We start from the raw sequence: 21,736 nt of genomic DNA, 5'->3' as shown, positions 1-21,736 counted from the left end.
CGGGCGGCGGTGCGGACGGAGCGTCACGCGAAGGCGTCGGGGTGGGCCTCGGGGGCGAGCAGCCCCTGGCCCACCAGGTCGGTCCACAGGTCGGTGGGTACGACGGCGGCGTGCCGGTCCACGGCCTGCCGCACCTGGTCGGCGGTGCGCAGCCCGACGACGGTGCTCGCCACGGCCGGGTGCGTGCGCACGTAGGCGAGCGCGGCCTTCGGCAGCGTCGCTCCGTGGTCGGCACACACCTGCGCGATGCGACGGGTGCGGTCGAGCAGCGCGGCCGGGGCGGGCGCGTAGTCGTAGGTCGCGTCGTCGGGCACGACGTCGCGGGCCAGCAGCCCGGAGTTGTAGACGCCGGCGACGACGACGGCCGCGCCGCGCTCGACGGCCGCCGGCAGCAGGTCCGCCAGGGCGGGCTGCTCCAGCAGCGTGAACCGGCCGGCGCACATCACGACGTCCACGTCGGCCTCGGCGACGAACCGCGCGAGCATCGCCGACTGGTTCATCCCCGCCCCGATCGCGCGGACGACGCCCTGCTCGCGCAGCTCCACCAGCGCGGGGACCGCCTCGGCGAACGCCTGCTCCTCGTGGTCGTCCGGGTCGTGCAGGTACACGACGTCGACCCGGTCGAGCCCGGTGCGCTCCAGGCTGGCCCCGAGCGACCGCAGGATCCCGTCGCGGGAGAAGTCCCAGACCCGCCGCGTGGCGGCGGGCACGTCGAACATGTCCGGGTCCTTCTGGTGCGCCGTCTCCGGGGAGGGCACCAGCAGGCGCCCCGCCTTCGTCGACACGACGTACTCGTCCCGCGGGCGGCCGGCCAGGCTCGCCCCGAGGCGCCGCTCCGACAGCCCGAGCCCGTAGTGCGGCGCCGTGTCGAAGTACCGCACGCCGGCCTCCCACGCGACGTCGAACGCCGCCCGGGTCTCCTCGTCCGTCGTCTGCCGGTAGAGGTTGCCGGCCTGTGCCGCGCCGTAGCCGAGGCCGGTCAGCCGGACCCCGGTCTCCCGGACCTCCCGGGAGGGCATCGCGGTCATGCCTGCTCCGGCGGGCGCACGCGCAGCTCGTGCATGCCGCCGTCGACGGCGAGCGCGGTGCCGGTGGTGGCGGTCGCGAGCGGGCTCGCGAGGTAGCAGACGGCGTGCGCCACGGCCTCCGGGCTCACCAGCTTCCCGGTGGGCTGGCGCGCCGCGAGCGCGGCGCGCTCGGCGGCGGGGTCGGGGGCGGAGTCGAGCAGGCGGCCCACCCACGGGGTGTCCACGGTGCCGGGGTTCACGCAGGTGACGCGGATGCCCTCGCGCACGTGGTCGGCCGCCATGGCGAGGGTCAGCGCCTGCACGGCGCCCTTGCTCGCGGAGTACAGGGCGCGCTGCGGCAGCCCCGACCACGACGCGATCGACGCGGTGTTCACGACGGCCGCGTGCTCCGACGCCCGCAGGTGCGGCAGCGCCGCCCGCGTCACGCGCACGATCCCGAGCACGTTGACGTCGAGCACCCGCAGCCACTCGGCGTCGTCGTTGTCCGCGACCGTGCCCTGCGCGCCGATGCCCGCGTTGTTCACGACGACGTCGATGCCGCCCATCTCCGCCGCCGCGCCTTCCACGGCCGCGCGCACGGCCGCGTCGTCGGTGACGTCGGCGACCTGGGAGCCCGCGCCGTCGGGCACGCCGTCGCGCGTGCGGTCGATCGCGACGACCTGCGCACCGCGCGCGAGCAGCGCGCGCACGACGGACGCGCCGATGCCCGACGCGCCGCCGGTCACGATCGCGCGGATGCCGGCGAACTCCGGCGGGTTCTCGAGGGGGGCGGTGCTCACGGGTGCTCCTTCGTGCGGGTGGTGGTGACGTGCTCGACCGCGAGGCCGTAGGTGGCGACGGCGGTGCGGCCGCGCACGGCAGCGCGCTCGTCGGGGGCGAGGCCGGACAGCAGCTCGTCGGCGGTGGAGAGCCAGCGCCCGTAGCCCGACGCGAGCAGGCAGACCGGCCAGTCGCTGCCGAGCAGGAGGCGGTCGGGGCCGAAGACGTCGAGCGCGTGGTCGGCGGCGGGGCGCAGGTCCGCGGTGGTCCACGAGTCCCAGCGCGCCTCGGTGACCAGCCCGGACAGCTTCGCGACGACGTTCGGGCGGGCCGCGAGCGCCGCCAGGTCGCGGCGCCAGGCGCTCAGGTCGCCCGCGCCGGGGTTGCCGGCACCGAGGGGCGGCTTGGCCAGGTGGTCGAGCACGAACCGGGTGTCAGGGAGCGCCGCGGCGAGGCGGGCGCACGACGCGAGCTGGTCCGCGCGGACCACGAGGTCGAACGGCAGGCCCGCGGCGCCGACGACGGCGACGCCGGCGTGCACGTCGGGGCGGTCCAGGTAGTCGGGGTCGGCCTCGGCCTGCACCATCGTGCGGATCCCCGCGAGCCGGTCGCCGCCCGGCCCGTCGCGCAGCGCGGCGAGGCGGTCCTCGAGCGCCGGGTCGAACAGGTCGGCCCAGCCGACGACCCCCGCGATGCGTGCCGCGCGCCCCTCGGGCGAGGCGGCGACGTCGAGCAGGTCCTCGGTCTCGGCCCAGGTGCTCACGCTCTGCACGACGACGGTGGCGTCGACGCCGTGGGCGGCGGCGGGCAGGTCGGCCGGGGTGAAGTCGGCGTCGATGGCGGCCATGGTCGCGGGGTCGATCCAGTCCTGCGGGTGCCGCGCGCGGACCCACAGGTGGTGGTGCGCGTCGACGACGACGTCGGACATCCGGACTCCCTCGGCCTGCAGACTGATTCATCCAATGTATAGGCGTCCAGACCGCTTGCGCCAGCCCCGGCATCGGCGAGTATCCTCGGATCGCACCGCACAGACGTCATATCTCTGCGCGCGCTGTTCGACCGGCTCCGAGCCGGACCCGCCCGCTCGACGAGGAGTGATCCGCATGACCACGGCCGCCCCGCCCCTGCGCCCCGAGCAGGCGTGGTTCACCGAGGCCCGCTTCGGCCTCTTCGTGCACTTCGGCCTCTACTCCGCGGCCGCCCGGCACGAGTGGGTGATGAGCTTCGAGCGCATGACCGTCGAGCAGTACGCACGCTACGCCGAGGTGTTCGACCCGGACCTGTTCGACGCGCGCGCCCTCGTCCGCGCCGCCAAGGACGCCGGCATGAAGTACGTGGTGCTGACCACCAAGCACCACGACGGCTTCGCCCTGTGGGACTCCGCGGTCAGCGACTACAGCATCGCCCGCACCCGCGGGCGCGACCTCGTGGCGGAGCTGGCCGAGGCCGTGCGCGCCGAGGGGCTGCGGCTCGGGCTGTACCACTCGCTCCTCGACTGGCACCACCCCGACTACACCGTCGACGCCGACCACCCGCGCCGCGACGACCCCGACGCCCACGCGCTCAACGAGGGCCGCGACATGGCCCGCTACCGCGAGTACCTGCACGCCCAGGTGCGCGAGCTGCTCACCGGCTACGGCCCGGTGGACTACGTCTTCTTCGACTTCACCGACACCCGCGACCGGCGCGGCTGGCCGGGCAAGCGCCCCGAGGACTGGGACGCCGAGGGCCTGCTCGCCATGGTCCGCGAGCTCCAGCCGCAGGCGGTGGTGAACGACCGCCTCGGCATCCCCGGCGACCTCGTCACGCCCGAGCAGTACCAGCCCGCCGAGCCGATGCGCGACGACGGCGGCGAGCTCGTCGTCTGGGAGGCCTGCCAGACCCTCAACGGCAGCTGGGGCTACGACCGCGACAACACGAAGTTCAAGGACCCGGACCTGCTGGTGCGCATGCTCGTGGACACCGTGTCCAAGGGCGGCAACCTGCTGCTGAACGTCGGCCCGGACGGGCGCGGCGCGATCCCCCCGCGCGACGCCGCCACCCTCGCCGCGCTCGGTGCGTGGACGCGGCTGCACGGCCGGTCGATCACGGGTGCCGGCCCCGCCGACCCCGAGCTGGCCGCCGCCGTCGCGCCGGGGCTGCCGCCCGGCGTCGTGCTCACGCAGCGCGACGACCGCCTGTACCTGCACCTGTTCGCGTGGCCCTTCGGTCACGTCCACCTGCGCGACCTCGCCGACCGGGTGGGCTACGCCCAGCTGCTGCACGACGGCTCCGAGCTGCGCACCAGCCGCACCGACCCGGACCAGAAGGCGTTCAACACGATCCCCGGCGGGCAGCCGCCCGGCACCCTGACGCTGCACCTGCCCACCGCGCGGCCGGACGTCGCCGTGCCGGTGGTCGAGCTGTTCCTCGACCGGTAGCCGTCAGGCGCCCGCGACCTCCGCCAGGCGTCGCACGTCGACGGCCCAGCCGTCGGCGCCGCCGACGGCGTCCCGCATCCCCTCCCAGCCGCCGCCGTGGCGTTGGAGGTGGCGGTGCTCGAGGACGACGCGGGTGCGCCCGTCGTCGAGCGCCGTGAACGCGACGTGCACCTCGCTGCACCGTGCGGGGTCGGTCTCGACCTCCCAGCGCGGGGACACGTCCCACGTGAAGGCGAACCGCGCGGGCCGCTCGACGACGAGCACGCGCCCGATCGTGCAGCGGTTCCCCGCCGCGTCGACCTCGGTGATCGAGCCGCCGGGCCGGAGCTCGACGTCCATGTCGACGGTGCCGTCGAGCAGGTGGTGGGCGGCGTCCCACCAGGTCGACGTCCGACGCGTGAACACGTCGAAGACGTGCTCGACCGGTGCCGCGACGTCCACGGCGACGGAGACCGGGGAGGCCTCGGCGCCGGATCGGGTCAGGTCAGGTCGGGTCGGGGTGGTCATGGGAGGTCTCCTCTGCGACGGAGGCGAGCGAGTCGAGCGAGCGCCGCCAGAACAGCTCCAGGTACTCGCGGAGCATCGCGAGCCCCGCGGGGTCGGCGCGGTAGACGCGGCGTGTGCCGACTGCCTCGTCGGCGACCAGCCGGGCGTCCTTGAGCACGCGGAGGTGCTGCGAGACGGCCGGGCGGCTCACGGGCAGCCCGGCGGCCAGCTCCCCGACCGACGACGGCCGGGCCGCGACGCGCTCGAAGATCTCGCGCCGCGTGGGGTCCGCCAGCGCGGCGAACCCGGATACGTCAGTAGCCACTTACGGTAAGTTACGCCTGACGGTAGGCGCCCACAAGACCCCGGCAGAGATCGCGCGGTCCCGTGGATATACTCGCGGCGTCGAGGCGGACCTGCGCCGCCTTGCGCTCGAAAAAGGGGCGCACGGCAGCCCGGTCACCGGCAGTCACCGCTGCACGGCCAGCACGTCGGACCCGGCGTCGGGACCGCACGGGACACATACGGACGCACGCCACATCCGTCACTGTTCCCTGGAGGCCCCCGTGCCCACCGTGTCCGCCCACGTCGCCCGCACCCTCGCCCAGCACGTCGACCACGTCTTCGGCGTGATGGGCAACGGCAACGCCTGGTTCCTCGACGACGTCGAGCGCACCACGCCCGCCCGGTTCACCGCCGTCCGCCACGAGGCCGGCGGCGTCGTCGCCGCCGACGCCTACTTCCGCGCGTCCGGCCGCATCGCCGCCGCGACCGTCACGTACGGCGCGGGCTTCACCAACACCCTCACCGCGCTGGCCGAGGCGGCGCAGGCCCGCGTGCCGCTCGTCCTGCTCGCGGGCGACGAGCCGACGTCGGGACCGCGCCCGTGGGACGTGGACCAGATCGCGCTGGCCGCCGCCGTCGGCGCGCGCACCTATACCGTCGGGCGCGCGGACGCCGCCGCGACCACCGTCATCGCGGTCGAGCACTCGCTCACCTACCGCGTGCCCGTCGTGCTGGCCATCCCCTACGACGTCGCCGCGCTCGAGGCGGGCCCGGTCCCCGACGCGCCCGAGCCCGCCCTCCCCGGCCCGCTCGCACCCGCCGGCCCGTTCGACGCCGCCGCGATCACCGACCTCGCGCGCGCCCTCGCCGAGGCCGAGCGCCCGCTGCTCCTCGCGGGCCGCGGCGCCTGGCTCGCCGGCGCGGGCGAGGCCCTGGGCGAGCTCGCCGCCGCGACCGGGGCCCTGACCGCCACGACGGCGCTGGGCCGCGGCGTCTTCCCCGACGCGCGGTACGACCTCGGCGTCGCCGGCGGGTTCGGTGCCGACGGCGCGATGGCCCTGGTCCGCGAGGCGGACGTCGCCGTCGTCGTGGGCGCGTCGCTCAACCAGTTCACGATGCGGTTCGGCGAGCTCTTCTCCCCCGGCACCCGCGTGGTCCAGGTCGACACGGCGCAGGCCGCCACGCACCGCCATGTGGGCTCGTTCGTCCGCGGGGACGCCGCGCTCGTGACCCGCGCGCTGCTCGACGAGCTGCGCGCCCTCGACGCCGCCCCGTCGGGCTGGCGCGACTCCGTGGGCGTCGCCGCCGCCCGCACCTACGACACCGGGCCCGCGGACGGCCTCGCCGCCGACGGGCGGCTCGACCCCCGCGGCGTCGCGAGCCGCATCGGCGCGCTGCTGCCCGCCGACCGGGTGGTCGTCTCCGACGGCGGCCACTTCATCGGCTGGGCCAACATGTACTGGCCCGTGGCGTCGCCCGACCGGATGATGATGGTCGGCACCGCCTTCCAGTCCATCGGGCTCGGCTTCCCCAGCGTCGCGGGCGCCGCTGCCGCCCAGCCCGACGCCACCGTCGTGCTCACCACCGGCGACGGCGGCGGGCTCATGGCCCTGGCCGACCTCGAGACCGCGGTGCGCACCGCCGGCGGCCGCGGCGTCGCGGTCGTGTGGAACGACGCCGTCTACGGCGCCGAGGTGCACGTCTACGGCCGCCAGGGCCTCGCCGAGGAGCCCATGCGCATCCCCGAGACCGACTTCGCCGCGCTGGCCGCCGCCGTCGGCGCGGAGGGCGTCGTCGTGCGCCGGCTCGCCGACCTCGACCGCCTCGGCACCTGGGCGCTCGAGCCCGTCGACCAGCGCCGGTTCCTCATGCTCGACTGCCGCGTGTCGCCCACCGTCGTCGCGCCGTACCAGGAGGAGATCCTGCGGGTGAACCGCACCCGCTGAGAGGGCACCGGCACCGCCGGCGAGCGTCTCAGCCCACGCCGGGCGGGCCGTCCAGCACGGTGGGCGCGTACTCGAGCAGCTGCAGCCGACCGTCGAGGGTGCGGCTGTCGAGCAGCTCCAGCCGGACGTCGGGCCAGCCGTCGTACAGGCGGTCGTGGCCGGTGGTGCCGTTGACGACGGGGAACACCACGACGCGGACGCGGTCGACGAGTCCCGCGACGAGCAGCGAGCGGGCGAGGCCGGGGCTGCCGATCGTCCGCAGGGGGACGTCGTCCTGCTTCATGGCGCGCACCGCCTCGACGGCGTCGCCGGCGACCAGCGTCGTGTTCGCCCACCCCAGCGGCTCGGTGAGGGTGCCGGAGAACACGACCTTCGGGCGCGCGGTGACCTCGGCCAGCTCCTCCTCGCCGGTCTCGGCGAAGCTCGCGAACAGCCGGTAGGTCGTGGCGCCCAGCAGCGTCGTGTACTCCTGCCGGCCGTCCTCCTCGAGGAACGCGAAGTAGTCCGGACCGCCCATCCCCCACAGGCCGGGCCACCCGTCGGCGGACCCGAATCCGTCGAGGGAGGTGATGTAGTCGATCATCAGGTCTGCCATCGCGGGGCCTCCTCGGCCGCTGGGCGCTTCCTGGGTCGCCCACCAGTATCGGCACGACGCCGCGTCGTCGCGCGTGCGGACGTGTCTCGCCCGGCGGCACGACCCTGTCGTCCTGCCGTGCCGGCGGCCCGGGATCAGGCGGTCGCGGGGTGGTTCCGGTGCGTCACTCCGGCAGCACCTCGTCGTCGCGGTGCGCGCCGTAGAACTCGGACTGGCGCCGCATCGTCTCGCGCATCGGCGTGTCCCGCGCCGTCCCGTAGACCGTCCCCGGGAAGTCGAGCTCGCGCTGCACGGCCCAGATCTCGTCGTGGCTCCCGAGCGGCAGGATCCGGGCCGGGTCGCCCACGGCGACCCAGCCGATCGGGACGAGCGCACCGGGCGGGAGCACGGTGTTGACCTGCACCACCCCGTGGATGCGCACCTCGGCGCCCGCCCCGACCCGGCTGCCGGGGAACAGCGCCGCCCCGGTCGCGACGAACACCTCGTCCTCGACCGTGCTGCCGTTCACGTGGGCGTGCGGACCCACCAGCACGGCGTCTCCGAGCCGCGCGTCGTGGCCGCGGCGGCCGCGCACGAGCGCCTGCTCCATCACCACGGTGTCGCGGCCGACGACGACGGCGCCGTCCTCCGCGGTCAGGACGGCACCGTGCAGCACCCGCGCGCCGGCGGCGACGTGCACGTCGCCGATCAGCACCGCCGTCGGCGCGACGTACGCCGACGGGTCGACGGTGGGCGTGGCACCACGATGGCGGACGAGCATGGCTCGGACGGTACCAACCGGCGCGAGGCCGGCTGGTCGTCAACGGCCCACGAACACCCCGGCGAAGAACTCGGCCAGCTCGTCGGTGGCGTCGAGGGGCAGCACGTGCGCCACGTACTGGTCGGGGCGCACGACGACGACCACGCCGTCGCGGGACAGCCCGCGCTCCGCGAAGATGTCGTCCGCGGTCCACACGGTGGGCCCGGCGGCGTACACCTTCTCCCAGTCCGTGAGGCCCAGCGGGCCGGTCCGCGGGAGGAACACGCCGGGCACGGCGGCGAGGTCGACGTCCTGGAAGCCCTGCTGGTAGACGACCTTGACGTCGAGGACAGCGTCGACGTCGGCCCCCTCGGGCGTGAACCGGGAGACAGGTGACTCGGAGGACGCCATCCAGGCCGCCCACGCGGCCAGCGCGGAGCCCTCGCCCGGCGCGGCCGCGTCGGCGAACGCGTAGACCCGCCACCGGCCGTCGGCCTTGGCGTGGTGGCCGAGGTGCACGGCGTTGCCGTCGCACACCCGCGTCACCTCGGCGGACTTGAACCGCTTGCCGAGCGGGAACCCGGTGGCCAGCTCCTGCCGGGCGCCGCCGGCCACGATCGACGACGGCCCGTACTGCGTCATGAAGCCGGAGGGGAACTCCGACGTCGCGAGGTAGTGGTGGGCCAGCTCCTGCGGGTCGGAGATCTCCTCGGGCTTGCGGGCCATGAGGCTCGACCACTCCCGGTCGAAGTCGATGAGCTGCTGCGCGACGGGCTGCCGCTCGGCCGAGTAGGTGGCGAGGAGCGACTCGGGGCTGAGGCCGGTGAGCACGGACCCGAGCTTCCAGCCCAGGTTGAACCCGTCCTGCATCGACACGTTCATCCCCTGCCCGGCCTTGGCGCTGTGGGTGTGGCAGGCGTCGCCGGTGAGGAAGACGCGCGGGATGCGGTGCTCCTCGCCGTCGGGCACGTCGTCGAACTTGTCCGTGACACGGTGGCCGACCTCGTACACGCTGTGCCAGGCCACCTCCTTCACGTCGAGGGCGTAGGGCGTGAGGATCTCGTTGGCGCGACGGACGATCTCCTCGACCGGCGTGCTGCGCACCCGGTGGTGGTCGTCCGCGGCGACCTCGCCGAGGTCCACGTACACGCGGCAGAGGTATCCGCCTTCGCGCGGGATGAGCAGGATGTTCCCGGCCTCCGAGTTGATCGCGCACTTGGTGCGCCAGTCGGGGAAGTCCGTGTTGACGAGCACGTCCATCACGCCCCAGGCGTGCGCCGCGAACTCGCCGACGTGCTTGCGGCCGATCGCCTCGCGCACCGCGCTGCGGGCGCCGTCGCAGCCGGCGACGTACCTGGCGCGGACGGTCCGCTCCTCCCCCGCGCGCTCGCCGCCCACGTGCCGGACGCGCACCTCGACGGGGTGCTCGTCGCCGTCGTGCACGGTGAGGCCGACGAACTCGACGCCGTAGTCGGGCACGATGCGGGCGGGGCCCAGCGCGGCGGCCTCGGCGAAGTAGTCGAGCACGCGCGCCTGGTTGACGATGAGGTGCGGGTACTCGCTGATCTTGAGGCCGTAGTCCTCGGTGCGCGAGGTGCGCACGATGTTCCGGGGGTTCTCCGGGTCCGGGCCCCAGAAGTTCATCCAGCCGATGTTGTAGGCCTCGGCGACGATCCGCTCCGCGAAGCCGAACGCGTCGAACGTCTCGACGCTGCGCGGCTGGATGCCGTCGGCCTGACCGAGCACCAGCCGCCCCTCGCGCTTCTCGATGAGGCGGGTCGTGACGCCGGGGTACCGCGACATCTGCGCCGCGAGCAGCATGCCCGCCGGCCCCGAACCGACGACGAGGACGTCGACCTCGTCGGGCAGCTCGTCGGGCCGGTCCACGCCCGTGCCGGCGGGCGGCAGCACCCGCGGGTCGCCGGAGACGTAACCGTGGTGGTGGAACTGCACGAGCTCTCCTCATCGTCGTCGATGCGCCGCTCGACCTCCGTGTCGGGCGTGGCGTTCGCTGCGTTTGTGTTCTATATTCGAACACGACGTTCTACTATTGAATGCAGCGTAGCCCACCGGAAGGACGACGATGCCCGACGCAGGCTCCCCGCCGTCGCAGACCCTCAGCCGCGGCATCCGCATCCTGGAGGTCCTCGCCGACGCCCGCGCGCCCCTGACCATCGACGACGTCGCCGCGACGCTCGGCGTGCACCGCTCGATCGCGTACCGGCTGCTGCGCACCCTGGAGCACCACGGGCTCGTGGTCCGCGACACGAACGGGGGCGTCGTGCTCGGCGCGCGGATGGCCGCCCTGGCCGCGGGCGTCGCCCACGACCTGCAGGCCGAGGCGCTGCCCGAGCTCACCGCCGTCGCGAACGAGCTGGGGATGACGTGCTTCCTCGCCGTCCTCGACCACGACGAGTGCGTGACGCTCGTCAGCGTCGAGCCGCGGCACGCCGTCGCCCCGGTGGCGCAGCGCCCGGGCACCCGGCACCCGGTCACGGTGGGCGCGCCCGGCAAGGCGATCCTCACGCTGCTCCCGCCCGCGCAGTGGCCCGCGGGCGCCCCCGAGGCGCTGCACGCCACGGTCGCGCAGGCCGCGGAGCGCGGGTTCGCCACCAGCCACGACGAGGTGATCCCCAGCCTGGAGTCGGTCGCGGTGCCGCTGGCGCTGCGCGGTCGCGGGCCAGCCGCCGTCGCCGTCGTGCACGTCGCCAGCCCGCTCGACCACGCGCAGATCGCCGCCCGCCTCACCGCCTCGGCGAGCGCCGTGCGGGAGGCCCTCGGCGGCTGAGGGGACACGGTCGCCTGGCAGAACCGTCGATGCGCATGCATGGTGGCCCAGGGCGACCAGGTGCATCGGAGCCCTTCGTCGTCACGCCGAGGAGCGAGGTGCCATGAGCTCACGACCGACCGTCCCCGCCCGCGCCCACCGCGCCGCCGGGCCGCACAGACGCCTCGCGGCCGCCGGCGTCTGCGCCGTCCTGCTCGCCCCGCTCGGCGCGACGCCCGTGGTCGCCACACCCCAGGCGCCCGAGCGCTCGGGCGCGGCCGCGCGCCCCGCCGAGGGCCCTCTGGCCCTGGGGATCGGGCGCCAGAAGAGCTCGTCCACGATGCTCCGGCACTACCTGAGCTGGGCTCGGGCCTACGGGTTCCGGGTCTCCGAGCACCCGTCGTACGGCGGCGTGACCCGCGGGGCGCACTCCAAGAACTCCTGGCACTACGACGGCCTGGCGGCGGACCTCAACTACGGCCCCGCCGGGGCGCCCTCCTCGGAGCGCACCCGGGCGCGGACCGCCATCAAGGTGGCGGACTCGATGGGCCTCGGCGTGATCTACGCGCGGGACGGGACGGTCGGGTCGGCCGCCAGCCACCGCAACCACGTGCACGTCGACGTCGGCACGACGTCGAACTACGGCCGGGGCACCGTGCTCGCGCCGGCGGGCTCACGCACGACGCAGCGGCTGCAGCAGGTGGCCCACTTCCCCCTGGCCCAGCGCGACAACCTGTGGGGCCCGAGCACCGACCAGCGCCTGCAGGCGATCCGCGCCGCCTCCCGCATGCACGGCGGGAAGTTCCCCTACGGCGTGAAGACGGCGCAGCGCGCGGTGGGCGTCACCGCGGACGGCAAGTGGGGCCCGAAGTCCCGGGCCGCGCACGACAAGGCGGTCGCCGCCCTGCAGCGGGTGGTGGGAGTGTCCGCCACCGGCACCTGGGGCCCGGCCACCGAGAGCAAGTACCTCAGCGTGCGCAAGAAGCTGCGGTGACCGGGCCCCTCCGCCGTCGTCAGGCCCGCGAGACCCCGTAGATCGGGCTGGCCGCCTGCTCGTCCTCGTGCTCGGGGCCGAGCGGGATGCCGGTGCGGTCGCGCAGCAGCAGCGTGGCGGCGAACGCCACCACCATGACGCCCGCGATGTAGAACGCGACGGACGTCGCCGTCCCGGTGGTCTGCACGAGCCAGGCCGCGATGGTCGGGGCGAACGCGCCGCCCAGGATCGCACCGATCGCGTAGGTGATGGACACGCCGGAGTACCGGATCGACGCCGGGAACAGCTCCGCGAAGTAGGCCGCCTGCTGGCCGTACGTGAACCCGTTGCCGATCGCGAAGAGCGACACGCCGAGGAACAGCAGCCACGGGTTGCCGGTGTTCACCAGCGGGAAGAGCAGGAACACGGTGGCGAGGAACGCCACCCACCCGATGATGTAGGTGTTCCGGCGCCCGATCCGGTCGGAGACCGCGCCGGCGGCGAAGGTGCACACGAGCCAGACGACGGACGCGCCGGCCACGGCGAGCAGCACCGGCGTGCGGTCCATGCCGACCAGCCCGCCGTCGGCGATCGGCGTCGTCGCGTAGTTCTGCAGGTAGCCGCCGGTGGTCATGTAGCCCGCGGCGTTGTTTCCCGCGAACGTGAGGGCGGCGAGCAGCACCAGCAGCCAGTGCCTGCGGAACAGGGTGAGGATCGGCGTCTTCGCCGCCGCCTTCTTCTCGGCGATCTCGAGGAAGACCGGGCTCTCCTCGACCGACCGCCGCACGACGATCCCCACCACGATGAGCACCACGCTCAGCAGGAACGGGATGCGCCACCCCCACTGGACGAACGCGTCGCCGGGCGAGATCACGCCGGTCATGAGGGCGAGCACGCCGGAGGCCAGCAGCAGGCCGATGGGCACGCCGATCTGCGGGAACGCGCCCATGCGTCCGCGGCGGCCGTCGGGAGCGTGCTCGACGGCCATGAGGACGGCCCCGCCCCACTCGCCGCCGGTCGACAGGCCCTGGAGGATGCGCAGCAGCACGAGCAGCGCGGGGGCCGCGATCCCGATCGTGTCGTAGGTCGGCAGCACGCCGATGAGCGTCGTGGCCCCGCCCATGAGGATGAGGGTGACGACGAGCATCGCCTTGCGGCCGATCCGGTCGCCGAAGTGGCCGGCGAGGAAGGCGCCGAGCGGGCGGAACAGGAAGCTGATCCCCACCGTCGCGAACGACAGCAGGGTCGCCGCGCCCGGGCCGGCGGGCTCGAAGAACAGCGTGCCGAACACCAGGCCTGCCGCGCTGGCGTAGAGGAAGAAGTCGTACCACTCGATGGTGGTGCCGATGACGGTCGCGAAGGCGACCCGTCGGAGCTCGCGACGTTCGGTGTCGCTGGGGGTGGCTGCGATGCCGGTGGTCATGTCCGGAAGACCTCTCTGTCAGTCCGCGGGGGGTGGTGCAGTTCGCGAGATCGTATATCATCCGAGATACGACATGACAGCCTCGACCGACAGTGGGGTGCCCGTGGTCACCGACGACCAGCCCAAGCCCGGCAAGATCATCGCCGTCCACCTGAACTACCCGTCCCGCGCAGCGCAGCGGGGCCGGACGCCGCACCAGCCGTCCTACTTCCTCAAGCCCGGCTCGTCGCTCGCCGCGACGGGCGGCACGATCGAGCGCCCGCTGGGCACCGAGCTCCTCGCCTTCGAGGGCGAGGTCGCGATCCGCATCGGCACCGCCGCGCGCTGGGTCTCCCCCGCCGACGGCTGGTCGCACGTCGACGCCGTCACCGCGGCGAACGACTTCGGCCTCTACGACCTCCGCGCCGCCGACAAGGGCTCCAACCTGCGCAACAAGGGCGGCGACGGCTACACGCCGCTCGGCCCGCGCTGGATCCCCGCGTCGGCCGTCGACCCCGCGGGCCTGCGGGTGCGCACCTGGGTGGACGGCGAGCTCGTCCAGGACGACTCCACCGGCACGCTCCTGTTCGACTTCGGCCGCCTCGTCGCGGACCTGTCCCAGCACCTCACGCTCGAGCCCGGCGACGTGATCCTCACCGGCACCCCGGCGGGCTCGTCCGTCGTCGGCCCCGGGCAGGTCGTCGAGGTCGAGGTGGACGCCCCGGAGGCACCCGGCGCCAGCGCCTCGGAGACACTGTCCAGCGGCCGCCTCGTCACCACCGTCACCGCCGGGACGCACGCGTTCGGCGACTTCGGCTCGACGCCGGCCGTGGACGAGACGCAGCGCGCCGAGGCCTGGGCCACCCCCGCGCCGGAGCCCGAGCCCGCCTTCGTCCTCACGGACGCCCACCGCGAGCGGTTCGCGGGCGTCGCGGTCGCGACGCTGTCGGCGGCGCTGCGCAAGCGCGGCTACACCGACGTCTTCGTCGAGGGCGTGCACGGCAACCACCCGGGCGACCGGTTCGTCGGCACCGCCCGCACGCTGCGGCTCATCCCGTTCCGCCCCGACCTCTTCGCCTCCCACGGCGGAGGCTTCAACGCGCAGAAGCGCGCGTTCGACGCCGTCGGGCCGGGCGAGGTGATCGTCGTCGAGGCGCGTGGCGAGCGCGGCACCGGCACCGTGGGCGACGTGCTCGCCCTGCGCGCCCACGTGCGCGGCGCGGCCGCGATCGTCACGGACGGCGGGGTGCGCGACGCCGACGCCGTGGCCGAGATCGGCATCCCCGTCTTCTCCCAGGGCCCGCACCCGTCCGTCCTCGGCCGCAAGCACGTGCCGTGGGAGACCGACGTGACCGTCGCCTGCGGCGGCGCCTCGGTGCAGCCGGGCGACGTCGTCGTGGGCGACGGGGACGGCGTCCTCGTCATCCCGCCCGCGCTCGTCGAGGAGGTGCTCGCCGAGTCCGAGGCCCAGGAGGCCGCCGACGCGTGGGTCGCGCGGCAGGTCGCGGCCGGCGCCCCCGTCGACGGGCTGTTCCCCATGAACGCCGAGTGGCGGGCACGGTACGAGCGCGAGACCGCCGGGAGTGCCGGATGACCGTCCCGACGACGTCGACCGCCGTGAGCAAGTCCCAGCGCGCGTACGCGTACCTGCGCGAGCGGATCGAGGACGGGCGCTTCGTGCCCGGCTACCGGCTGGTGCTGGCACAGCTCGCGGGCGAGCTCGACATGTCCGTGGTGCCGGTACGCGAGGCGATCCGCCGCCTGGAGGCCGAGGGGCTCGTGACGTTCGAGCGCAACGTCGGCGCCCAGGTCGCCCTCATCAAGGAGACCGAGTACCAGCACACGATGGAGACGCTCGCGCTGGTCGAGGGCTTCGCCACCGCGCTGTCGGCGCCGCACCTGTCCGCCGCGCAGCTCGACGCCGCGCGCGCGGTCAACGAGCGGATGCGCGAGTGCCTCGCCGACTTCGACCCGCACCGGTTCACGGAGCTCAACCTCGAGTTCCACGCCGTCCTGTTCGAGCCGTGCCCCAACCCGCACGTGCTCGACCTCGTGCACCGCGGCTGGCGGCGCATGACCGTGCTGCGCGACTCGTCGTTCTCGTTCGTCCCCGGCCGCGCCCGGGAGTCCGTCGCCGAGCACGACCGGATCCTCGACCTCGTCGTGCGGCTCCAGGCCGGCGACGCCACCCCGGAAGAGGTCGAGCTCGCCGCCCGCCGCCACCGCACCACCACCCTCGACGCCGTGCTCGCCCGCCAGGCGTCCCACCATCTGTCCCACAAGGCCACGGAGGTCCAGCGATGACCAGCCATGCACCGGATGCCAGCACCCACACCAGGAACGGGCACCGCCCCGCCGACCTACCCACCGCGATCCGGCACTACATCGACGGCCGCTTCGTCGACTCCGTCGACGGCGCCACCTTCGACGTGCTGGACCCGGTCTCGAACGAGACCTACCTCCGGGCCGCCGCGGGCAAGCAGGCCGACGTCGACGCCGCCGTCGCCGCCGCCCGCCGCGCGTTCACCGAGGGCCCGTGGCCGACGATGCTCCCCCGGGAGCGCTCGCGGGTGCTGCACCGGATCGCCGACCTCGTGGAGTCGCGCGACGCCCGCCTCGCCGAGCTGGAGTCCTTCGACTCCGGCCTGCCGATCACGCAGGCCCTCGGCCAGGCGCGCCGCGCCGCCGAGAACTTCCGCTTCTTCGCGGACCTGGTCGTGGCGCAGGCCGACGACACCTACAAGGTGCCCGGCCGCCAGATCAACTACGTCAACCGCAAGCCGATCGGCGTCGCCGGGCTCATCACCCCGTGGAACACGCCGTTCATGCTCGAGTCGTGGAAGCTCGCCCCCGCGCTCGCCACCGGCAACACCGTGGTGCTCAAGCCGGCCGAGTTCACGCCGCTGTCCGCGTCGCTGTGGGCCGGGATCTTCGAGGAGGCCGGGCTGCCCCAGGGCGTGTTCAACCTCGTCAACGGCCTGGGCGAGGAGGCCGGCGACGCGCTGGTCAAGCACCCCGACGTGCCGCTCATCTCCTTCACCGGCGAGAGCAGCACGGGCCAGCTGATCTTCGGCAACGCGGCCCCGTACCTCAAGGGCCTGTCGATGGAGCTCGGCGGCAAGTCCCCCGCCGTCGTCTTCGCCGACGCCGACCTCGACGCCGCGATCGACGCGACGATCTTCGGCGTCTTCTCCCTCAACGGCGAGCGCTGCACCGCCGGTTCGCGCATCCTCGTGGAGCGCGCCGTCTACGACGAGTTCGTCGAGCGGTACGCCGCCCAGGCGAAGCGCGTGCGCGTCGGGTACCCGCACGAGAAGGACACCGAGGTGGGCGCGCTCGTGCACCCCGAGCACTTCGACAAGGTCATGAGCTACGTCGAGCTGGGCAGGACCGAGGGCCGGCTCGTCGCCGGCGGCGGGCGCCCCGAGGGCTTCGAGACGGGGAACTTCGTGGCCCCCACGGTCTTCGCGGACGTGAAGCCCGACGCCCGGATCTTCCAGGAGGAGATCTTCGGGCCCGTCGTCGCGATCACGCCCTTCGACACGGAGGCCGAGGCGCTCGAGCTCGCCAACGGTGTGAAGTACGGGCTCGCGGCGTACATCTGGACCAACGACCTCAAGCGGGCCCACAACTTCTCCCAGGCCGTCGAGGCCGGGATGGTCTGGCTGAACTCGAACAACGTGCGCGACCTGCGCACCCCGTTCGGCGGCGTCAAGGCGTCCGGCCTCGGCCACGAGGGCGGGTACCGCTCCATCGACTTCTACACCGACCAGCAGGCCGTGCACATCACGCTCGGCAAGGTCCACAACCCCACGTTCGGCAAGTGAACCGCCCTCCCCTTAGGACGCTGCAATGACGCACCTCAACGACCGCACCCTCACCTCCTCCGGCTTCTACGTGAGCCAGGAGGCGCCGATCCACTCGGACCACCCGATCGCCACGCCGTCCAGCCCCGCGCCCGACATCCTGCGCTGCGCGTACATGGAGCTCGTCGTCACGGACCTCGCGGCCTCCCGCGTGTTCTACGTCGACGTGCTGGGCCTGTACGTCACGGAGGAGGACGAGCAGAGCATCTACCTGCGCTCCACCGAGGAGTTCATCCACCACAACCTGGTGCTGCGCCAGGGCGAGGTGGCCGCCGTCGCCGCCTTCTCCTACCGCGTGCGCACGCCGGAGGACCTCGACAAGGCCGTCGCCTTCTACACCGAGCTCGGCTGCGAGGTGCGGCGCGAGCCGGGCGGCTTCACGAAGGGCATCGGCGAGTCGGTGCGCGTCGTCGACCCGCTCGGCTTCCCGTACGAGTTCTTCTACGCCACGGAGCACGTCGAGCGGCTGTCGTGGCGCTACGACCTGCACACCCCCGGCGAGCTGGTGCGGCTGGACCACTTCAACCAGGTCACCCCGGACGTGCCGCGGGCCGTGAAGTTCATGCAGGACCTGGGCTTCCGCGTCACGGAGGACATCCAGGACGACGCCGGGACGGTCTACGCGGCGTGGATGCGCCGCAAGCCCACCGTGCACGACACCGCCATGACCGGCGGCGACGGCCCGCGCATGCACCACGTGGCGTTCGCGACGCACGAGAAGCACAACATCCTCGCCATCTGCGACAAGCTCGGCGCGCTGCGGCGCTCCGACGCCATCGAGCGCGGTCCGGGCCGGCACGGCGTCTCGAACGCGTTCTACCTGTACCTGCGCGACCCCGACGGGCACCGCGTCGAGATCTACACGCAGGACTACTACACCGGCGACCCGGACAACCCCGTCGTCACCTGGGACGTGCACGACAACCAGCGCCGCGACTGGTGGGGCAACCCCGTCGTGCCGAGCTGGTACACCGAGGCGTCCCTCGTGCTGGACCTCGACGGCAACCCGCAGCCCGTCGTCGCCCGCACCGACGACTCCGAGATGGAGGTGACCGTCGGCGCCGACGGCTTCTCCTACACCCGGCGGGACGACGCCGACGGCGGCGGCGTGCAGGGGTTCAAGCTGGGAGCCACCCTGTGACGGGGGCCGACGGCGAGCGCACCCTCGACGACGACGCCGTCGTCGCCGTCGCCGACGAGCTCGCCGAGGCCGACCGCACCCGCACCCCCGTGCCGCTGCTCACCGCGCGGCACGAGGGGATGACGGTCGCGGACGCGTACGCCGTGCAGCGCACGTGGCGCGAGCGCGGGGAGGCGCGCGGCCGCCGCGTCGTCGGGCACAAGATCGGCCTGACGTCGAAGGCCATGCAGGCCGCGACCGGCATCACCGAGCCGGACTACGGCGTGATCTTCGACGACATGGTGCTGGAGTCGGGCAGCGTCGTGGAGCACGCCCGGTACTCGAACGTGCGGGTCGAGGTGGAGCTGGCGTTCGTGCTCGCGTCGCCGCTCGAGGGCCCCGGGACCACCGTCACCGACGTGCTGCGCGCCACCGACCGCGTCGTGCCGGCCCTGGAGATCCTCGACGCGCGCGTCGAGATGCCGGGACGCACCATCGTCGACACCATCAGCGACAACGCCGCCATGGGTGCCATGGTGGTGGGCGGGCGGCCCGTGCGGGTCGACGACGTCGACCTGCGCTGGGTGTCCGCCCTGCTGTACCGCAACGAGACCATCGAGGAGACGGGCGTCGCCGCCGGCGTGCTGGGGCACCCCGCCGCGGGCGTCGCCTGGCTCGCGAACAAGCTGGCGGCGCACGGCGACTCGCTCGCCGCCGGCGAGACCGTCCTGGCCGGGTCGTTCACCCGCCCCACGTGGGTGCACCCCGGCGACACCGTGCACGCCGACTACGGGACCCTGGGGGCCGTGACATGCCGCTTCGTCTGACCGACGGACCGACCACCGACCGCTCGCTCGCCGCGATGCTCGCCGAGGCCGCGGACGAGGGACGCCCCCTCGTCGGTGCCTGGTCCTCGATGGGCAGCCCCGTCGCCGCGGAGCTCCTCGCCGGCAGCGGGCTCGACGTCGTGCTCGTCGACGGCGAGCACGGGCCCAACGACCTCAGAGACGTCCTCGCCCAGCTCCAGGCCACCGCCGCATACCCGGTCGCGACGCTGGTGCGCGTCCCGTCCGGCGACCCGGTGGGCCTCAAGCGGGTGCTCGACCTCGGCGCCACGAACGTCCTGGTGCCCATGGTCGACTCCGCCGCCGAGGCCGAGGCCGCCGTCCGCGCCGTCCGGTACCCGCCGGCCGGCGTGCGCGGCGTCGGCAGCGCGCTCGCCCGCTCGTCGCGCTGGGCCCGGGTGCCCGGTTACCTCGGTGGCGCGGACGACGGCATCACCCTCGTCGTCCAGCTCGAGACGCGCGCCGCGATCGACGACGCCGCCGCCATCGCCGGCACGGACGGCGTCGGCGCCGTCCTCGTCGGCCCCGCCGACCTCGCCGCGTCGCTCGGCCACCTGGGCCGGCAGGACCACCCCGAGGTCGTGGACGCGGTGCTCGGCGCGATCGCCGCCTGCCGCGCCGCCGGCACCCCCGTGGGCGTCAACGCCTTCGACCCGGCCATGGCCGACCGCTACCTCGACGCCGGGGCGGCCTACGTCGTCGTCGGCGCCGACGTCACCCTGATCGCGCGCGGGTCCGAGCAGCTCGCCGCGCGCGTCGCCTCCCGCACCACGACCCCGCAGCCGAAGGACGGTGGAACCCGATGACGACGACCACTCCGACATCTCCGACCAGCTCGACCAGCCCGCGCGAGCGCGCGGCCGAGCTCCTCACCAGCACCCCGACGGGCCTGCTGGTCGGCGGCACGTGGCGCGACGCGTCCGACGGCGGCACGTTCGCCGTCGAGAACCCGGCCACCGGGGAGACCCTGACCCACGTCGCCTCCGCGACGGGTGACGACGCCCGGGCCGCGATGGACGCCGCCGCGGCGGCGCAGGCGTCGTGGGGCGCGACCCCGGCGCGGGAGCGGGCCGAGATCCTGCGCCGCGGGTTCGCCCTCGTGCAGGAGCGGCGCGAGGACCTCGCGCTGCTCATGACGCTCGAGATGGGCAAGCCGCTCGCGGAGGCGCGCGGCGAGGTCACGTACGGCGGCGAGTTCCTGCGCTGGTTCGCCGAGCAGGCCACCCACGACGACAGCCGCTACGCCCGCACCCCCGAGGGCTCGCTGCGGATGCTCGTGCAGCGCCGGCCCGTGGGCCCGTGCCTGCTCATCACGCCGTGGAACTTCCCGCTCGCGATGGCCACCCGGAAGGTGGCGCCCGCCGTCGCCGCCGGCTGCACGATGGTGCTCAAGCCGGCCCGTCTCACCCCGCTGACGTCGCTCCTGTTCGCGCAGCTCATGGTCGAGGCCGGGCTGCCCGACGGTGTGCTCAACGTGGTGCCGTCGGCCTCCGCCTCGGCCGTGAGCGAGCCGGTGATGGCCGACCCGCGGCTGCGGAAGGTGTCGTTCACCGGCTCCACGCCGGTGGGGCAGGCGCTGCTGCGCTCCGCCACCGAGAACGTGCTGCGCACGTCGATGGAGCTCGGCGGCAACGCCCCGCTCGTCGTCTTCGAGGACGCCGACCTGGACGCCGCGGTCGACGGCGCCATGGCCGCCAAGCTGCGCAACGGCGGCGAGGCCTGCACCGCCGCCAACCGGTTCTACGTGCACGAGTCCGTGGCCGACGAGTTCGTCTCCCGCCTCGCCGAGCGCTTCCGCGCCGTCGTCGTCGGGAACGGCCTGGACGACGGCACCACGTTGGGCCCGCTCGTCGAGGCGAAGGCCGTGGACTCCGTCGCGGCGCTGGTGGACGACGCCGTCGCGCGCGGCGCGCAGGTCGTCGTCGGCGGAGAGCGCCCCGACGGCCCCGGCCACTTCTACCCCGCGACGCTGCTGCGCGACGTCCCCGCGGACGCCCGCTGCATGACGGAGGAGATCTTCGGCCCCGTCGCCCCGGTCGCGACGTTCGCCACCGAGGACGAGGCGGCGGAGCTCGCCAACTCCACCGAGTACGGGCTGGCGTCGTACGTGTTCACCGGGGACGTGCGCCGCGGGCTCGCGTTCGCCGAGCGGCTCGAGTTCGGCCTGCTGGGCCTCAACGCCGGCGTCATCTCCAACGCGGCCGCACCGTTCGGCGGCATGAAGCAGTCCGGCACCGGCCGCGAGGGCGGCTTCGAGGGCATCGCCGAGTACCAGGAGACGCAGTACGTCGGCATGCCGCTCTGACCGCGAGGTAGTCCGGGCTCAGGCGAGGTAGTCCGGGCTCCGGCGAGGTAGTCCGGATCCCCGCGAGGTAGTTCGAGGCCCGGCGAGGTAGTCGACTACCTCGCCGGGGCGCGAAAAAACACCGCCGAATGGGGACAAACCCCCGGGGGAGACCCCCACGAGTCCCCCCCCCCCGGGCGCCCGCACCAACGCGGCGAGGG

Annotated in this window: 20 protein-coding genes; 11 read left to right on the top strand and 9 right to left on the bottom strand. The window is 74.1% G+C overall.

Features of this window, described 5'->3' with window-relative positions:
* Nucleotides 1-23: 23 nt before the first annotated feature.
* The 3 genes from ACFQ8E_RS16230 to ACFQ8E_RS16220 are packed head-to-tail and all read right to left on the bottom strand — an operon-like array spanning nucleotide 24 to nucleotide 2,715.
* On the bottom strand, nucleotides 24-1,028 hold the full coding sequence (locus ACFQ8E_RS16230; RefSeq protein ID WP_430551603.1) for an aldo/keto reductase: 1,005 nt from the start codon (nucleotides 1,026-1,028) through the stop codon (nucleotides 24-26).
* Entirely contained in the window at nucleotides 1,025-1,807 is a 783-nt protein-coding gene (locus ACFQ8E_RS16225) for an SDR family NAD(P)-dependent oxidoreductase (RefSeq protein WP_430551602.1), read from the bottom strand. Before ACFQ8E_RS16225 ends, ACFQ8E_RS16230 begins: the two co-directional genes overlap by 4 nt.
* A complete protein-coding gene (locus tag ACFQ8E_RS16220) occupies nucleotides 1,804-2,715 on the bottom strand; it encodes an amidohydrolase family protein (RefSeq protein ID WP_430551601.1) in 912 nt (303 codons plus the stop codon). The genes ACFQ8E_RS16225 and ACFQ8E_RS16220 overlap by 4 nt, the downstream gene beginning before the upstream one ends.
* A gap of 175 nt (nucleotides 2,716-2,890) precedes the next feature.
* Between ACFQ8E_RS16220 and ACFQ8E_RS16215 the strand changes: the two genes are divergently transcribed.
* Nucleotides 2,891-4,207, top strand: a complete 1,317-nt coding sequence (locus tag ACFQ8E_RS16215) for an alpha-L-fucosidase (protein ID WP_430551600.1) — start codon at nucleotides 2,891-2,893, stop codon at nucleotides 4,205-4,207.
* A gap of 3 nt (nucleotides 4,208-4,210) precedes the next feature.
* Here ACFQ8E_RS16215 and ACFQ8E_RS16210 read toward each other — a convergent pair whose 3' ends face one another.
* Together ACFQ8E_RS16210 and ACFQ8E_RS16205 are read right to left on the bottom strand one after the other, a co-directional pair.
* The gene (locus ACFQ8E_RS16210; RefSeq protein ID WP_430551599.1) at nucleotides 4,211-4,714 is read right to left on the bottom strand and encodes an SRPBCC domain-containing protein; all 504 of its coding nucleotides are present in this window, start codon (nucleotides 4,712-4,714) and stop codon (nucleotides 4,211-4,213) included.
* Nucleotides 4,692-5,018: an ArsR/SmtB family transcription factor gene (locus ACFQ8E_RS16205; RefSeq protein ID WP_430551598.1), complete on the bottom strand. Its 327-nt coding sequence runs from the start codon at nucleotides 5,016-5,018 to the stop codon at nucleotides 4,692-4,694. The genes ACFQ8E_RS16210 and ACFQ8E_RS16205 overlap by 23 nt, the downstream gene beginning before the upstream one ends.
* Before the next feature lie 241 nt (nucleotides 5,019-5,259).
* On the opposite strand from ACFQ8E_RS16205, the gene ACFQ8E_RS16200 reads away from it, so the two are divergent.
* Complete coding sequence (locus ACFQ8E_RS16200) at nucleotides 5,260-6,924, top strand: thiamine pyrophosphate-binding protein (RefSeq protein WP_430551597.1); 1,665 nt, start codon at nucleotides 5,260-5,262, stop codon at nucleotides 6,922-6,924.
* Nucleotides 6,925-6,952: 28 nt separating this feature from the next.
* Here the strand turns inward: ACFQ8E_RS16200 and ACFQ8E_RS16195 are convergent, their stop codons facing one another.
* From ACFQ8E_RS16195 to ACFQ8E_RS16185, 3 genes are all read right to left on the bottom strand, one after another.
* On the bottom strand, nucleotides 6,953-7,519 hold the full coding sequence (locus tag ACFQ8E_RS16195; protein WP_430551596.1) for a dihydrofolate reductase family protein: 567 nt from the start codon (nucleotides 7,517-7,519) through the stop codon (nucleotides 6,953-6,955).
* A gap of 163 nt (nucleotides 7,520-7,682) precedes the next feature.
* Nucleotides 7,683-8,279 (bottom strand): gamma carbonic anhydrase family protein, encoded by a 597-nt coding sequence (locus tag ACFQ8E_RS16190; RefSeq protein WP_430551595.1) that lies wholly within the window; start codon nucleotides 8,277-8,279, stop codon nucleotides 7,683-7,685.
* Nucleotides 8,280-8,318: 39 nt separating this feature from the next.
* Nucleotides 8,319-10,211, bottom strand: coding sequence for an FAD-dependent monooxygenase (locus ACFQ8E_RS16185; RefSeq protein WP_430551594.1), 1,893 nt, complete (start codon nucleotides 10,209-10,211; stop codon nucleotides 8,319-8,321).
* Between the two features lie 130 nt (nucleotides 10,212-10,341).
* On the opposite strand from ACFQ8E_RS16185, the gene ACFQ8E_RS16180 reads away from it, so the two are divergent.
* Nucleotides 10,342-11,046: an IclR family transcriptional regulator gene (locus tag ACFQ8E_RS16180; RefSeq protein ID WP_430551593.1), complete on the top strand. Its 705-nt coding sequence runs from the start codon at nucleotides 10,342-10,344 to the stop codon at nucleotides 11,044-11,046.
* Between the two features lie 103 nt (nucleotides 11,047-11,149).
* The gene (locus tag ACFQ8E_RS16175) at nucleotides 11,150-12,019 is read left to right on the top strand and encodes a peptidoglycan-binding protein (RefSeq protein WP_430551592.1); all 870 of its coding nucleotides are present in this window, start codon (nucleotides 11,150-11,152) and stop codon (nucleotides 12,017-12,019) included.
* Between the two features lie 19 nt (nucleotides 12,020-12,038).
* Here the strand turns inward: ACFQ8E_RS16175 and ACFQ8E_RS16170 are convergent, their stop codons facing one another.
* Nucleotides 12,039-13,421 carry an MFS transporter gene (locus ACFQ8E_RS16170; RefSeq protein WP_430551591.1) on the bottom strand — a complete coding sequence of 461 codons (1,383 nt, stop codon included), beginning with the start codon at nucleotides 13,419-13,421 and terminating at the stop codon, nucleotides 12,039-12,041.
* A 73-nt stretch (nucleotides 13,422-13,494) separates the two neighbouring features.
* Between ACFQ8E_RS16170 and ACFQ8E_RS16165 the strand changes: the two genes are divergently transcribed.
* The 7 genes from ACFQ8E_RS16165 to ACFQ8E_RS16135 are packed head-to-tail and all read left to right on the top strand — an operon-like array spanning nucleotide 13,495 to nucleotide 21,536.
* Nucleotides 13,495-14,994 (top strand): fumarylacetoacetate hydrolase family protein, encoded by a 1,500-nt coding sequence (locus ACFQ8E_RS16165; RefSeq protein WP_430551590.1) that lies wholly within the window; start codon nucleotides 13,495-13,497, stop codon nucleotides 14,992-14,994.
* On the top strand, nucleotides 14,991-15,704 hold the full coding sequence (locus ACFQ8E_RS16160; protein ID WP_430551589.1) for a GntR family transcriptional regulator: 714 nt from the start codon (nucleotides 14,991-14,993) through the stop codon (nucleotides 15,702-15,704). Before ACFQ8E_RS16165 ends, ACFQ8E_RS16160 begins: the two co-directional genes overlap by 4 nt.
* A complete protein-coding gene (gene hpaE / locus ACFQ8E_RS16155; RefSeq protein ID WP_430551588.1) occupies nucleotides 15,701-17,227 on the top strand; it encodes a 5-carboxymethyl-2-hydroxymuconate semialdehyde dehydrogenase in 1,527 nt (508 codons plus the stop codon). Before ACFQ8E_RS16160 ends, hpaE begins: the two co-directional genes overlap by 4 nt.
* A 25-nt stretch (nucleotides 17,228-17,252) precedes the next feature.
* A complete protein-coding gene (gene hpaD, locus ACFQ8E_RS16150) occupies nucleotides 17,253-18,407 on the top strand; it encodes a 3,4-dihydroxyphenylacetate 2,3-dioxygenase (protein ID WP_430551587.1) in 1,155 nt (384 codons plus the stop codon).
* Entirely contained in the window at nucleotides 18,404-19,213 is an 810-nt protein-coding gene (gene hpaH, locus ACFQ8E_RS16145; RefSeq protein ID WP_430551586.1) for a 2-oxo-hept-4-ene-1,7-dioate hydratase, read from the top strand. Before hpaD ends, hpaH begins: the two co-directional genes overlap by 4 nt.
* Complete coding sequence (locus ACFQ8E_RS16140) at nucleotides 19,198-20,037, top strand: aldolase/citrate lyase family protein (protein WP_430551585.1); 840 nt, start codon at nucleotides 19,198-19,200, stop codon at nucleotides 20,035-20,037. Before hpaH ends, ACFQ8E_RS16140 begins: the two co-directional genes overlap by 16 nt.
* The gene (locus tag ACFQ8E_RS16135; protein WP_430551584.1) at nucleotides 20,034-21,536 is read left to right on the top strand and encodes an NAD-dependent succinate-semialdehyde dehydrogenase; all 1,503 of its coding nucleotides are present in this window, start codon (nucleotides 20,034-20,036) and stop codon (nucleotides 21,534-21,536) included. The genes ACFQ8E_RS16140 and ACFQ8E_RS16135 overlap by 4 nt, the downstream gene beginning before the upstream one ends.
* The last annotated feature ends 200 nt before the right edge of the window (nucleotides 21,537-21,736 follow it).

It is taken from the genome of Isoptericola sp. NPDC056573, from assembly GCF_042793335.1.
Taxonomy (GTDB): domain Bacteria; phylum Actinomycetota; class Actinomycetes; order Actinomycetales; family Cellulomonadaceae; genus Isoptericola.
The sequence above is the reverse complement of the archived record's forward strand: the minus strand, read 5'-3'. Positions and strand labels throughout refer to the sequence as shown.